General features: G+C 71.2%; 6 protein-coding genes, 1 tRNA gene and 1 rRNA gene. 1 reads left to right on the top strand and 7 read right to left on the bottom strand.

Annotation, left to right across the window (positions count from 1 at the left end):
• Positions 1-107: 107 nt before the first annotated feature.
• From ACZ6ZI_RS11040 to ACZ6ZI_RS11025, 4 genes are all read right to left on the bottom strand, one after another.
• On the bottom strand, positions 108-1,022 hold the full coding sequence (locus ACZ6ZI_RS11040; protein WP_469518704.1) for a helix-turn-helix domain-containing protein: 915 nt from the start codon (positions 1,020-1,022) through the stop codon (positions 108-110).
• Between the two features lie 273 nt (positions 1,023-1,295).
• Positions 1,296-4,139 carry an FtsK/SpoIIIE family DNA translocase gene (locus tag ACZ6ZI_RS11035; protein WP_469518702.1) on the bottom strand — a complete coding sequence of 948 codons (2,844 nt, stop codon included), beginning with the start codon at positions 4,137-4,139 and terminating at the stop codon, positions 1,296-1,298.
• Between the two features lie 193 nt (positions 4,140-4,332).
• Positions 4,333-5,013 (bottom strand): response regulator, encoded by a 681-nt coding sequence (locus ACZ6ZI_RS11030; protein ID WP_363052431.1) that lies wholly within the window; start codon positions 5,011-5,013, stop codon positions 4,333-4,335.
• Between the two features lie 230 nt (positions 5,014-5,243).
• Complete coding sequence (locus ACZ6ZI_RS11025; protein WP_469518699.1) at positions 5,244-10,811, bottom strand: HAMP domain-containing protein; 5,568 nt, start codon at positions 10,809-10,811, stop codon at positions 5,244-5,246.
• Positions 10,812-10,937: 126 nt separating this feature from the next.
• On the opposite strand from ACZ6ZI_RS11025, the gene ACZ6ZI_RS11020 reads away from it, so the two are divergent.
• Entirely contained in the window at positions 10,938-13,523 is a 2,586-nt protein-coding gene (locus tag ACZ6ZI_RS11020; RefSeq protein WP_469519558.1) for a SpoIIE family protein phosphatase, read from the top strand.
• A gap of 18 nt (positions 13,524-13,541) precedes the next feature.
• Here the strand turns inward: ACZ6ZI_RS11020 and ACZ6ZI_RS11015 are convergent, their stop codons facing one another.
• The 3 genes from ACZ6ZI_RS11015 to rrf form a co-directional block, all read right to left on the bottom strand.
• The gene (locus ACZ6ZI_RS11015) at positions 13,542-14,180 is read right to left on the bottom strand and encodes a hypothetical protein (RefSeq protein ID WP_469518697.1); all 639 of its coding nucleotides are present in this window, start codon (positions 14,178-14,180) and stop codon (positions 13,542-13,544) included.
• Between the two features lie 96 nt (positions 14,181-14,276).
• Positions 14,277-14,349: transfer RNA gene (locus tag ACZ6ZI_RS11010), tRNA-Thr, on the bottom strand.
• Between the two features lie 5 nt (positions 14,350-14,354).
• Positions 14,355-14,447 (bottom strand): 5S ribosomal RNA (rrf, locus tag ACZ6ZI_RS11005); the annotation flags it as partial.

The following is a 14,447-nucleotide window of genomic DNA, read 5'->3' as shown; positions in this document are numbered from 1 at the left end:
TCCCGGCGCCGACCCCCGCCTCACGTCCCCCGACAGCAAGATCCCCGGGGCCGGCGGCCGGTGCCGCGCGGGATCCCGGGGATCTGGAATTTCTCGTTCCGTGCTGGTCAGCCCGCCTGGGCCTGGCCCTCGGCCGGGTCGTTCCTGGTGTAGGTGAGACGTTCGACCTGTCCCGGCTGGAAGTCGTCCTTGATCTCCTTGCCGTTCACGAACAGCTTGACGGCCCCGGCGTCGCCGAGTACGAGGTCGACGGACTCCTTGTCGGTGAACGTCTTCGACTCGCCCTGCGCGAGGGTGCCGTCGAACAGCAGTCGGCCGCTGTGGTCCTTCGCGGAGATCCAGCTCTCGCCGGTGTCGGCCGTCAGGACGACCGTGACGAGGTCCTTGGGAGCCGCCGCGATGGCGCTGTCCGAGGGCTCCGGCTTGGGCGCCCGCGGGGTCTGCCCGGTGGTGTCGGCCGGCTTCCCCGCGGGCTGCTGGGGCTGCGTGGCCGGCTTTCCCGCGGGTCGGGCGGCGGCGGAACCTTCCGCCACGGGTCGCTTGCCGCCGTCGTCGCCGCCGCCGAAGGCCGTGAAGCCCACGAAGCCGATCACGGCGACGATGGCGGCGACCATGGCGGCGGTCCAGTTGGGTCGCTGCCGTTCGGGACGGATGCGCTCGGCGTCGAACATCGGCGCGGCGGGGGTGGGTGCCGGCCGACCGCCGTGGGCCGCGTCGTAGCTCTCGATCAGGGGTGCCGGATCGATGTCGACGGCGCGGGCGAGGGTACGGATGTGGCCTCGGGCGTAGACGTCGCCACCGCACCGCGTGAAGTCGTCCTCCTCGATCGCGTGCACGATCGGGATGCGCACGCGGGTGGTGGAACTGACCTCGTCGACGGTGAGCCCGGCGGCGATCCGGGCCTTCTTGAGGACCGTCCCGATGGACGGTTCCTCGGCGGGGGGCTTGACGAGGCGGTCCTCGGACCGGTCGTCGGTCGAAGGCCGCTCTTCTTCGGGGGAGTTGGCGTTGCCGATGGACACGTGGGCGCCTTTCGAGCGTGTAGCCACCTGCTGGATTACCAGTCTAGGGGGGTGACGAAAGGGTGGGGCAACCGGAGGGTCCGCTCCCTACGCCATCCGAATGGCTTCGGGAACACCCGCGGCTGCCTCCCTCAACTTGACGCACGCCCAAGGGAAACGGTTGCCCGCGGATCCCATACGGTCGAGTGAGCCCGGCGGGCGCCGTCCGGTCCCTGTTCCCCCCGCGGTCCCCCGCCGTCGCCCCCGCCCCCGCGCGAGCCCCCCGCCCCGGCCCTACGCCGGGCCCTCGCCCCGGATCACCGCGAGCACCCCGTCCAGTTCGTCCGGCTTGACCAGTACGTCGCGCGCCTTCGAACCCTCGCTCGGGCCGACGACCCCCCGCGACTCCATGAGGTCCATCAACCGCCCGGCCTTGGCGAAGCCCACCCGCAGCTTGCGCTGGAGCATCGAGGTGGAGCCGAACTGGGTGGAGACCACCAGCTCCGCCGCCTGGCACAGCAGGTCGAGGTCGTCGCCGATCTCCTCGTCGATCTCCTTCTTCTGCTTCTGCCCGACGGTCACGTCGTCCCGGAAGACGGGCGTCATCTGCTGCTTGCAGTGCCCGACGACCGCCTGGACCTCCTCCTCGGTGACGAAGGCGCCCTGGAGGCGGATCGGCTTGTTCGCACCCATCGGCAGGAACAGCCCGTCACCCTTGCCGATCAGCTTCTCCGCGCCGGGCTGGTCCAGGATGACGCGGCTGTCGGCGAGCGAGGAGGTCGCGAAGGCGAGCCGCGAGGGCACGTTCGCCTTGATCAGTCCGGTCACCACGTCCACCGAGGGGCGCTGGGTGGCGAGCACCAGGTGGATGCCCGCCGCGCGGGCGAGCTGGGTGATGCGGACGATCGAGTCCTCCACGTCGCGCGGGGCGACCATCATCAGGTCCGCGAGCTCGTCGACGATCACCAGCAGGTACGGGTACGGGTTGAGCTCGCGCTCGCTGCCCGGCGGCAGGGTGATCTTGCCGTCCCGGATGGCCTGGTTGAAGTCGTCGATGTGCCGGAAGCCGAAGGCGGCCAGGTCGTCGTAGCGGAGGTCCATCTCCTTGACCACCCACTGCAGGGCCTCGGCGGCCCGCTTCGGGTTGGTGATGATCGGCGTGATCAGGTGCGGGATGCCCTCGTAGGCGGTCAGCTCGACCCGCTTGGGGTCGACCAGCACCATCCGCACCTCCTCCGGGGTGGCCCGCACCATGATCGAGGTGATCAGGCAGTTGATGCAGGAGGACTTGCCGGAGCCGGTGGCGCCCGCGACCAGGACGTGCGGCATCTTCGCGAGGTTGGCCATGACGTAGCCGCCCTCGACGTCCTTGCCGAGCGCGACCAGCATCGGGTGGTCGTCCTCGGCGGCGTCCGCGAGGCGCAGGACGTCACCCAGGTTGACCATCTCGCGGTCGGTGTTCGGGATCTCGATGCCGACGGCCGACTTGCCCGGGATCGGGCTGATGATGCGCACGTCCGGGGAGGCCACGGCGTAGGCGATGTTCTTCGCCAGCGCCGTGATCCGCTCGACCTTGACCGCCGCGCCGAGCGTGACCTCGTAGCGGGTGACCGTCGGCCCCCGGGTGAAGCCGGTGACCTGCGCGTCGACCTTGAACTCGGTGAAGACGTTCGTCAGCGAGGCGACGACCGCGTCGTTCGCTGCGCTGCGGGTCTTGCCGGGCCCGCCCTTCTCCAGCAGGTCCAGCGAGGGCAGCGCGTACGTGATGTCCCCGCGCAGCTGGAGCTGCTCGGCGCGCGGCGGCAGCGGCTGGGCCGGCGGCGGCGTCTTCGTCAGGTCGGGCACCGACAGCGTCCCGGACACCGCGGCGGTCCGCTCGTGCGGCGCGTCGCGGTCCTCGGCGGCGCCCGGGGGCGGACCGGCCGCCACGGTGGGCGGCACGGCGGGCGTGGCGGGGGGCGCGGTGGGGGGCGCAGTGGGCACGGGCGGGACCTCCGCCCGCGCGGGCGGCACGGGGGCGGTGATCTCCACGCCGTCGCGCTCGCCGGAGATGCCCTGGGTGAGGTCGGCGACCAGCGCGGACGGCGGCAGTCCTCCGTAGACGGCCCCGTCCAGCGCGGCGGCGGCCGCCGCGGCCACGTCGACGGCGTCCATCTCGCGCTCCCCCGGCCGCCCGGCGCCGCGCCGCGGCCGGCGCCGACGGGCCAACGCGGCCTCCTCGGCGGCGTCGACCGGGTCCTCCGGCGCGCCCGGCGCCCCGGTACGGGCGCGCCACTGTTCGGCGTCGTGGCGGTCCTGCCGGTCGCGGCCGGCGCCCTCGGGCTCCCCGTACCCCTCGTCGTACTCGTTCGGCGCGATGATCCCCAGGCGGATGCCCAGCTTCCGCAGGCGCTGCGGGATGGCGTTGACCGGGGTCGCGGTGACCACGAGCACCCCGAACAGCGTGAGCAGCACCAGCATGGGCACCGCCAGCGGGGCGCCCATGGTGAAGATGAGCGGCTTGGAGGCGCCCCAGCCGATGAGCCCGCCCGCGTTCTGCATGGCGGTGGTGCCCTCGTCGCGGCCCGGCGCCCCGCAGGCGATGTGCACGAGCCCGAGGACCCCGACCACCAGGGCGGACAGGCCGACGCCGATGCGGCCGTTGGCGTCCGTCTGCTCGGGGTGGCGGATGAAACGTGCCGCCATGACGGCGAGCAGGATCGGCACGAGCAGGTCGAGCCGGCCGAAGGCGCCGGTGACCAGCATCGTCACCAGGTCCCCGACGGGCCCGCTGAGGTTCGACCAGGTGCCGGCGGCGACGATCAGCGCGAGCGCCAGCAACAGCAGCGCGACGCCGTCCTTGCGGTGGGCCGGGTCCAGGTTCTTGGCACCGCGACCGACACCGCGCAGGACCGCGCCGACGGCGTGCGCGATGCCGAGCCAACAGGCGCGCACCAACCGCAGCACGCCCCCGGTCGGGGACGGCGCCGGTTTGGCGGCGACCTTCTTGACCGGGGGACGCTTGGCCGCCGCGGCCTTCTTCGCGGGCGGCTTGCGGGCGGGAGCAGCCTTCTTGGCCGGCGCCGTCGTACGGCCGGTGCGGCCCTTCGCGGCGCCGGCGGTGCTCGGGGAACCCTTGCCGGACGTACTTGAGGCCATGGGGCCGAGGTTACCGGTGCGCACGCCGGTGGACACGCGTGCCCACCCCTTCACCCGTTCGTGTCGCCCCGTACGTACGCGCTTTGACGCCGCACCAGACCTGACGCCCACCCAGACGGATCCCGGTCGAAGCCCGTTCGCGGGGTCGCGCACGGCGCGACCCCGGCCGCGCGCCCCGGGGGAAGACCGCCGCTCAGCCCTGCGCGGGCAACACCGGCGCGACCCCGCCGGTACCCGGCTCCAGCGCATCCAACGCCCGCCGCAGCCCCGTCAGCTTGCGCTCCAGATGGGCGGCCGTCGCCACCACCGCGGCCTCGGCCGAGTCCTCGCCGAGCTGCTTGGTCAGCGCCTCCGCCTGCTCCTCCACCGCCGCGAGCCGCGCGGAGAGCTCGGCCAGCAGGCCGGCCGTCTCCTTGCTGCCGTCACCGTTGGACCCGCCGCCCTCCAGTTGCAGGCGCAGCAGCGCCGCCTGCTCCCTCAGCTGGCAGTTCTTCGTGTACAGCTCCACGAAGACCGAGACCTTGGCGCGCAGCACCCACGGGTCGAAGGGCTTCGAGATGTAGTCCACCGCGCCCGCCGCGTACCCGCGGAAGGTGTGGTGGGGACCGTGGTTGATCGCGGTGAGGAAGATGATCGGGATGTCCCGGGTACGCTCGCGCCGCTTGATGTGCGCGGCCGTCTCGAACCCGTCCATTCCCGGCATCTGGACATCCAGCAGGATGACCGCGAAATCGTCCGTCAGCAGCGCCTTGAGCGCTTCCTCCCCCGACGACGCCCGGACCAGTGTCTGATCGAGCGCGGAGAGGATGGCCTCCAGCGCCAGCAGATTCTCCGGCCGGTCGTCGACCAGGAGGATCTTGGCCTTCTGCACCATGCCCTGTCCTCCTCGCCCCGGCATGGGGCCTCCCCGGCTCCTGGCTCCGGCCTGTGCGCCGGGCCCCGCCCCAGAGGACGGCATCCTTGAGCCGTCCGTCCTTGTGCCGGTCATCGTAGCCCCAGTCCCGAGATCGCCACACCCTGTCACCAAGATGTCACTGTGCACGAAGCGGAAACGTGACGGGAGGGCGGAAGGTTCCCCCGCGCCCTCCCGTCTTCACGGACCCGTCATCCGTCCCCGCGCATGTGCCCTTCCATCACCGACAGCAGGTAATCGGGCTCCACGGGCTTGGTGACGTAGTCGGAGGCCCCGGAGTCGATGGCCTTCTCCCGGTCGCCCTTCATCGCCTTCGCCGTCAGCGCGATGATCGGCAGCCCCGCGAACTGCGGCATCCGCCGGATCGCCGAAGTCGTCGCGTACCCGTCCATCTCCGGCATCATGATGTCCATCAGGACCACCGCCACGTCGTCGTGCTGCTCCAGGACCTCGATGCCCTCCCGCCCGTTCTCGGCGTAGAGGACCGCCAGCCCGTGCTGCTCCAGCACGCTCGTCAGCGCGAAGACGTTGCGCACGTCGTCGTCCACGATCAACACCCGCTCACCGTGGAAGTCGTAGTTCCGCGGCGGCGTCGGCAAAGGCTCCTGCGCCTCCCACGCCTCGCCGTCCGACTGCCCCGGCACCTCGGTGCGCGGCAGCGCGGCGGGCACCGGCTTGCGGCGCCGCCGGAACAGCGCCGACGAACCCTGCCCCCCGGACTCCGCCGCCGGCAGCGCCGGCCGCACCGGCGCCGCGTCGCGGGAGAACGCTCCCGCGACGGGCACCTCGGCCGAAGCGGCCGGCAGCTCCGGCATCCGCTCCCCCGCCTCCTCGACCGCCCTGCGGTACTCCCCGCGCGCCCCGCCCGGGGTGGGCGGCGCGTACCCCTGCGGCGGCAGCTCGCTCGGGTGCAGCGGCAGGTAGAGCGTGAACGTCGACCCCCGGCCGGGCTCGCTCGCCGCGTGGATCTCCCCGCCCAGCAGCCGGGCGATCTCCCGGCTGATGGACAGCCCGAGACCGGTGCCGCCGTACTTGCGGCTCGTGGTCCCGTCGGCCTGCTTGAACGCCTCGAAGATCACCAGCATCTTGCTCTCGGCGATCCCGATGCCGGTGTCCGTCACCGAGAAGGCGATCAGGTCCGCGTCCGCGTCGCGCAGCGAACCGGCCTCCAGCAACTGCTCCCGGATCGCCGTCGGCACGTCGCCGCCGGCCGGGCGGATGACCAGCTCCACCGCCCCGTTGTCGGTGAACTTCACCGCGTTCGACAGCAGGTTGCGCAGCACCTGCAGGAGCCGCTGCTCGTCGGTGTGCAGGGTCGCCGGCAGCTCCGGGGAGACCCGTACCGAGAAGTCGAGCCCCTTCTCCGCGGTCAACGGCCGGAAGGTGGCCTCCACGTAGTCGACCAGCTGCACCAGCGCGATCCGGGTCGGCGAGACGTCCATCTTCCCGGCCTCGACCTTCGACAGGTCGAGGATGTCGTTGATCAGCTGGAGCAGGTCGGAACCCGCGCCGTGGATGGTCTCGGCGAACTCCACCTGCTTCGGCGACAGGTTCTCGTCGGCGTTGTCGGCGAGCAGCTTGGCCAGGATCAGCAGCGAGTTGAGCGGCGTGCGCAGCTCGTGCGACATGTTCGCCAGGAACTCGCTCTTGTAGCGCATCGAGACCGCGAGCTGCTCCGCCCGCTCCTCCAGGACCTGGCGGGCCTCCTCGATCTCGGTGTTCTTCACCTCGATGTCCCGGTTCTGCTGGGCCAGCAGCTCGGCCTTCTCCTCCAGCTCCGCGTTGGCGGCCTGGAGGGCCTTCTGCCGGTTCTCCAACTCGTCCGACCGCTCGCGCAGCTGCTCGGTCATCTCCTGCGACTGCTTGAGGAGCACCTCCGTCTTGGAGTTGACGGAGATCGTGTTGACGCTCGTCCCGATCATCTCGGCGATCTGGCTGAGGAAGTCCTTCTGGATCTGCGTGAACGGCTGGAAGGAGGCCAGCTCGATGACGCCCAACGTCTTCCCCTCGAACAGCACCGGCAGGACGATCACGTGCGCCGGCGGCGCCTCGCCCAACCCCGAGGAGATCTTCAGGTAGCCGGGCGGGGTGTTCTCCACCAGGATGGTCCGCTTCTCCTCGGCGACCGTCCCGATCAGCCCCTCGCCCGGCCGGAAGGAGATGGGCATCTGGCTTCCGGCGTACGCGTAGCTCCCGCGCATCCGCAGCTCGTACGAGCCCTCCCCGGCTCCCTCCGCCCCGATCTCGGCACCGCCGCCCGTGGGCAGCGCCAGGAAGAAGGCACCGTGCTGCGCGGCGACCACCGGGGTCAGCTCGCTCATGATCAGCGAGGCCACGTCGTCCAGCTCCCGGCGCCCCTGCATGAGCGCGGAGATCCGGGCGAGGTTGCCCTTGAGCCAGTCCTGCTCCTTGTTGGCCAAGGTGGTGTCGCGCAGGTTCACGATCATCGTGTTGATGTTGTCCTGGAGCACCTGGATCTCACCGGCCGCGTCCACGTCGACCTTCAGGCTCAGGTCGCCCCGGGTGACCGCCGTCGCCACGGCCGCGATCGCCCGCACCTGACGGGTGAGGTTCCCGGCCATCTCGTTCACCGACTCGGTGAGGTCGCGCCAGGTCCCGTCGACGTCGCGGACCCGGGCCTGACCGCCGAGGATGCCCTCGGTGCCCACCTCACGGGCCACCCGCGTCACCTGGTCGGCGAACGACGACAGCTGGTCGACCATCGTGTTGATCGTCGTCTTCAGTTCCAGGATCTCGCCGCGCGCGTCGATGTCGATCTTCTTGGTCATGTCGCCCTTGGCGATGGCGGTCGTGACCATGGCGATCTGCCGCACCTGACCGGTGAGGTTGGAGGCCATGAAGTTCACCGAGTCCGTGAGGTCCTTCCACGTGCCCGAGACCCCCGGCACGTGCGCTTGACCGCCCAGCCGGCCCTCCGTACCCACCTCACGCGCCACGCGCGTGACCTCGTCCGCGAACGACGACAGCGTCTTGACCATCGTGTTCACCGTGTCGGCGAGCTGCGCGACCTCGCCGCGCGCCTCGACGGTGACCTTCTTCGTCAGATCGCCGTTGGCGACGGCCGCCGACACCTGCGAGATGTTGCGCACCTGAGAGGTCAGGTTGTTCGCCATCAGGTTGACGTTGTCGGTCAGGTCCTTCCAGATGCCGGTCACCCCGCGCACCCGCGCCTGACCGCCCAGGATGCCCTCGGAGCCCACCTCACGGGCCACCCGCGTCACCTGCTCCGCGAAGGACGACAGCTGGTCGACCATCGTGTTCACGGTGGTGACCAGTTCGAGGATCTCGCCCTTGGCGTCGACGGTGATCTTCTTCGACAGGTCGCCGGTGGCGACCGCCGTGGTCACCTCCGCGATGTTGCGCACCTGCGAGGTCAGGTTGTTCGCCATGAAGTTGACGGACTGCGTGAGGTCCTTCCAGGTCCCGGAGACCCCCTTCACCTCGGCCTGACCGCCCAGGATGCCCTCGGTGCCCACCTCACGGGCCACCCGCGTCACCTGCTCCGCGAAGTTCGAGAGCTGGTCGACCATCGTGTTGAGGGTGTTCTTCAGCTCCAGGATCTCGCCGCGCGCGTCCACGTCGATCTTCTGCGACAGGTCACCGCGCGCCACCGCCGTCGCGACCTGCGCGATGTTGCGGACCTGCGAGGTCAGGTTCCCCGCCATGCCGTTCACCGAGTCGGTCAGGTCGCGCCACACCCCGGCCACGCCCGGCACCTGCGCCTGACCGCCGAGCCGACCCTCCGTACCCACGTCCCGGGCGACCCGGGTCACCTGCTCCGCGAACGCCGACAGCTGGTCCACCATCGTGTTGATGGTGTTCTTCAGCTCCAGGATCTCGCCGCGCGCGTCCACGTCGATCTTCTGCGACAGGTCACCGCGCGCCACCGCCGTCGTCACCTGCGCGATCTGGCGCACCTGCGAGGTCAGGTTCCCCGCCATGAAGTTGACGGAGTCCGTCAGCTCCTTCCAGGTGCCCGACACCCCCTCCACCCGGGCCTGACCGCCCAGCCGGCCCTCCGTACCCACGTCCCGCGCCATCCGCGTGACCTGGTCGGCGAACGACGACAGCTGGTCCACCATCGTGTTCACGGTGTTCTTCAGCTGGAGCATCTCGCCCGAGACGTCGACGGTGACCTTCTGCGACAGATCGCCGTTCGCGACCGCCGTCGTCACCTGCGCGATGTTGCGCACCTGCCCCGTCAGGTTGCGGAAGGCGGTGTTCACCGAGTCGGTGAGGTCCTTCCACGTCCCCGCCGCACCCGGCACCTGCGCCTGACCACCGAGCTCACCCTCGACACCGACCTCACGGGCCACCCGGGTCACTTCGGAACCGAAGGACTGGAGCTGGTCCACCATCGTGTTGACGGTGTTCTTCAGCTCCAGCATCTCGCCGGCCACGTCGACGGTGACCTTCTGCGACAGATCGCCGTTCGCGACCGCCGTCGTCACCTGCGCGATGTCGCGCACCTGCGTCGTGAGGTTGCGGAAGACCGTGTTCACCGAGTCGGTGAGGTCCTTCCACGTCCCCGCCGCACCCGGCACCTGCGCCTGACCACCGAGCAGACCCTTCGCCCCGACCTCACTGGCCACGCGCGTGACCTCGTCCGCGAAGGTCCGCAGCGTCTCGGTCATCTGGTTGATCGTCTCGGCGAGCTGCGCCACCTCGCCGCGCGCGCTCACCCGCACCTTCTGCGACAGGTCACCGTTCGCGACCGCCGTCGTCACCTGCGCGATCCCGCGCACCTGGGCGGTCAGGTTGCCCGCCATCGTGTTGACGGAGTCGGTCAGGTCCTTCCACACGCCCGCGACCCCGGGCACCTTCGCCTGGCCGCCCAGCTCCCCCTCGGTACCCACCTCACGGGCCACCCGCGTCACCTCGGAGGAGAACGAGGACAGCTGGTCCACCATCGTGTTCACGGTGTTCTTCAGCTGGAGCATCTCGCCGGCCACGTGCACCGTGACCTTGCGCGACAGATCGCCCTTGGCCACCGCCGTCGTCACGAGGGCGATGTCACGCACCTGGGCGGTGAGCCGGTACGCCATCGTGTTGACGGAGTCGGTCAGGTCCTTCCACGAACCGGACATCCCGCGCACCTGGGCCTGACCGCCGAGCTTGCCCTCGGTGCCGACCTCCAGCGCGACCCGCGTCACCTCGTCGGTGAACGCGGACAGCTGGTCGACCAGGTTGTTGACCGTACGCCCGACCTTCAGGAACTCCCCGCGCAGCGGGTGCCCCACCCCGTCCGGACTCTTCGTCCGCAGGTCCATCCGCTGGTCCAGGTCGCCCTCGGCCACCGCCGACAGCACCCGGCCCACCTCGGACACCGGCCGGGCGAGATCGTCCACGAGCTGGTTCGAGGCGTCGATCGCCGCCGCCCAGGACCCCTCGCAGGCCCCCGTCTCCAGCCGCTCGCTCAGCTTGCCCTCACGGCCCACCGTCCGCCGGACCCGGGACAGCTCCCCGGTCAGGTGGAGGTTGCGGTCGGCGACCTCGTTGTAGACGGCGGCGATCTCCGCCATCACGCCCTCGCCGGACACCGTCAGCCGCTTGCGGAAGTTCCCGTCCCGCATCGACACCAGTGCCGTGAGCAACCGGTTCAGAGCGGCGGTATCGACCTCCGTCGTCCCGTTCCGCCGGGCGCGTCCGCCCTTCGGGCGCGTTCCCGTACGACGCACCGCCGCGCCAGACTCCACCGTGTCCCTCCCGAAAGGGTCGACCGCTGTTCCACCGGACATCCGAATATCCAGATCCCGGCTCTTCAAGCCTGCCCAGTGTTTCACCCCGGCCGAACACGGCCATAACACTTCGGCACCATCGCACACGGGCCGCACCCTGCGGGTGGAATCCCGTACGACGGCCTCCTGGCGCCCGCGAAGGTAAGTAACCTGGCATCCGATGTCCAACCGCGTCGAAGGAGACTCGTGATCACGGCACGGGCGGCTGCCAGTTTCGACCCTCAAGGGCGCTCGGTCGCCGCCGCCCGCGCGTTCGTCCGCGACACCCTGCACGGCTGGGGCTTCGCCGACATCGTCGACGACGCCGTGGTGCTCACCAGCGAGCTCGTCACGAACGCCGTCGTCCACGCCGGCACCCGCGCCGAGGTCCTGTGCCTGCGCGCCGAGGACGGCGTACGCGTCGAGGTCGCCGACCGCTACCCCGAGCGCGAGCTCCCCCTCCAGCCGCCCGGCCGGCTCCCGTACGCCGACGCCGACCGCGAGAGCGGCCGCGGCCTCATGCTGTGCGCCGCCCTCGCCACCCGCTGGGGCGTCGAGTACACCGCCACGCAGAAACACGTGTGGTTCCGCCTCGACCTGCCGGACCGGCCGGTCGGTACCCGCTCGGCGGGGCCCGTCGTCCCGGACAGCTTCCTGCCCCTGGCCGAGAGCCGGGTCCGGGTCGCCGTCCTCCAGATCGACGCCGCCGACCAGGTCCGCGCCTGGAACGACGACGCCGAGAACATCTTCGGCTACCCCGCCGAGAAGGTCGTCGGCCGCCCGCTCGCCGAACTGGCCGCCTGGCCCCAGACCCCCGGCACCGGCACCGGCATCGCCGAGGCCCTGCGCCTGTCCCGCTGGGAGGGCAGCTACGGCATCCGCGGCGCCGACGGCCGCGTGATCCCCGTCTACGCCTCCCACCTGCGCGTCCGCGACGCCCACGGCGAGCCGTCCATCGTCTGCCTCCTCGTCCACGACGACGAGCGCGCCCTGCTCCAGAGCCCCGTACGCGTCGCCTCCTCCGACGGCTCCCCGCACTCCGAGCCCCGCCCCGCGGACCCCTTCGAGGTGTTCATCGGCTCCCCCGCCCCCGACGACCTCGACGGCCTCCTCCAGCGCACGGTGGAGCGGGCCCGCGACATGCTCGACGCGGACGCCGCCTTCCTCCTGCTGGCCACCGACGACGAGACGGAACTGGAGGTCCGGGCCACGACCGGCCTGCCCTCCACCCGCCAGCGCTTCGCCCGCGTCCCCGTCGAGGCCGGCACCGCCCGCTACGGCTCCGCCCGCATGCCCGCCGTCCACGACGACCTCACGGCCGTCCCCGGAGCCATCCCGCTCCTGGAGTCCACCGGCATGCGCTCGGTGATCACCGTGCCCCTCAAGGTCGAGGGCCGCCTCACGGGCTCCCTCGGCGTCGCCGCGGAAGGCCCCGGCCTCTACGACAACGAGGACGCCCTGCGCCTCCAGTTCGCCGCGGACCGCATCGCCCTCGCCGTCGAGTCCGCCCGCCTCGGCGAGCTGGAACGCCTGCGCCGCGGCTCCCTCTCCTTCCTCGTCGAGGCCTCCGACCTGCTGGCCGGCACCCTCGACCGGGACCAGACGCTGGCCCTCATGGCCCAGATGACCGTCCCCACCCTGGCCACCTGGTGCGCCGTCTACACCATCGCCGACCAGGCCTCCGACCCCTACCTCGCCTACGTCCTCCACGAGGACGAGGAACGCATCGACGGCCTGAAGGCCCTCCTGGCACAGGTGGATCCGCCCGAGCCGGTCCGCGAGGCGGGCGCCCGCCCCTGGCCCGCCGCCACCTCCGCCGTCGGCGGGGACACGGTGGTCCTGCCGCTCCTGGCCCGCAACCGGGTCATCGGCATGCTCACCCTCGGCCGCCCCCACGAGGAGCACTTCCGCCAGGAGATCCTCGAACTGGCCGACGACCTCTCCCGCCGGGCCGCGCTCGCCCTGGACAACGCCCGCCTCTACTCCGAGCGCACCGCGATCAGCCGCTCGCTCCAGCGCAGCCTGCTGCCGCCCGGCTCCCCCGCAATCCCCGGTATGGAGGTCGAGGTCATCTACCGCGCGGCCGGCGAGGGCAACGAGGTCGGAGGCGACTTCTACGACGTCTTCCCGATCCGCGACGGCGCGTACGGCTTCGCCATCGGCGACGTCTGCGGCACCGGCCCCGAGGCGGCCGCGGTCACGGGCCTCGCCCGCCACGCCCTGCGCCTCCTGGCCCGCGAGGGCCTCGGCGGCCCCGCGGTCCTGGAGCGGCTGAACGCGGCCATCCTCGACGAGGGCGCCCGCAGCCGCTTCCTCACCCTCCTCTACGGCGAGCTGCACCCCCAGCCCGACGGCGGCGCCCTGATGAAGGTCGTCTGCGCCGGCCACCCCCTCCCGCTGCGCCTGCGCCCGGACGGTGAGGTCACCCCGTACGCGGAGCCGCAGCCCCTGCTGGGCGTGATCGACGACCTCGACCTCTACGAGCAGACCCTCACCCTGGACCCGGGCGACGTCCTGCTGTGCGTCACCGACGGGGTCACCGAACGCCGCGAGGGCAGCCGCATGCTCGGCGACGACGGCCTGGCCGAGGTCCTCACGACCTGTACGGGCCTGACCGCCGGCGCCGTCGCCTCCCGCGTCCTGCGCGCCGTTGAGCGCTTCGCGGCCGAGCCCGCCTCGGACGACATGGCCATCCTGGCCTTCCGCGTCCCCCACCAGCGCGAGGCCACGTAAGGGGTCCCGCGCCGTCGTTCAGGCGGTGTCGCGACGGGTCGGCTCGACGCCGAGCACGTCGCGCACGTAGTTCTCCACGAATCCGGGGAGCCACGGGTCGGCCGCCATCGCCCGGAAGACGTCCAGGAGTTCTTCGTCGGCCTCGGCGGTCAGCAGGACGATCCGCCAGGTGTTCGTCGGCCGCTCCTCGGTACCCGCCACCCCGTGCTGTACGTGGAACAGCGGCTGCCCCGTGTCCGCCTTCAGCAGGTCGCCCCGCGCGTCGGGAAGTTCCGCCCGCCCCAGGAAGGTGACGACCTGTCGTTCGTGGTCGAGCCACACCTCCTCGAGCACGAGCCCGTACCGCTCGGGGTCGCGCCACAGCTTCTGGCTCGACTTCCTGACGAAGCGGTCGCCCAACTCGCCGCCCGACCGCCCGGGCACCCAGGCCTCCGCGGTCCCCTCCTCCACGACGTACGGGATGAAGGACGCGGGATCTCCGGCCTTCCGTACTTCCATGTCCCAGAGCGAGGCCCGTGTCAGGAGCACCGGCCGCTCGGTCGCGTACCGCTCCGCGAGCACGCGGTTCACGTCCACGGCCGGCAACTCCACCCGCGTGTGGCGGGCGTCGTTCCAGGCCCTGTCGAACTCGACCTCAGCCTCTTCCCGTCGCTGCATTCCCTCGTCCTCCCCTTCGATGGCGTCGCACCGAGAACGAGGCTAGAACGCAAGAAAGGCCCCCGCCTGTTGGCGGGGGCCTTTTTGTCAAGTCAGAGCCCTTTAACGGAATCGAACCGTTGACCTTCTCCTTACCATGGAGACGCTCTACCGACTGAGCTAAAAGGGCGGGTTGTTCGGCGGCGTCCTACTCTCCCACAGGGTCCCCCCTGCAGTACCATCGGCGCTGAAAGGCTTAGCTTCCGGGTTCGAAATGTAACCGGGCGT

Source organism: Streptomyces sp. NPDC103540, assembly GCF_055584445.1.
The sequence above is the reverse complement of the archived record's forward strand: the minus strand, read 5'-3'. Positions and strand labels throughout refer to the sequence as shown.

What these genes read in the sequence shown, in the direction of transcription:
- ACZ6ZI_RS11035 (WP_469518702.1), bottom strand. Translation starts at nt 4,139, where the DNA reads ATGGCCTCAAGTACGTCCGGCAAGGGTTCCCCGAGCACCGCCGGCGCC.
- ACZ6ZI_RS11030 (WP_363052431.1), bottom strand. Translation starts at nt 5,013, where the DNA reads ATGGTGCAGAAGGCCAAGATCCTCCTGGTCGACGACCGGCCGGAGAAT.
- ACZ6ZI_RS11025 (WP_469518699.1), bottom strand. Translation starts at nt 10,811, where the DNA reads ATGTCCGGTGGAACAGCGGTCGACCCTTTCGGGAGGGACACGGTGGAG.
- ACZ6ZI_RS11015 (WP_469518697.1), bottom strand. Translation starts at nt 14,180, where the DNA reads ATGCAGCGACGGGAAGAGGCTGAGGTCGAGTTCGACAGGGCCTGGAAC.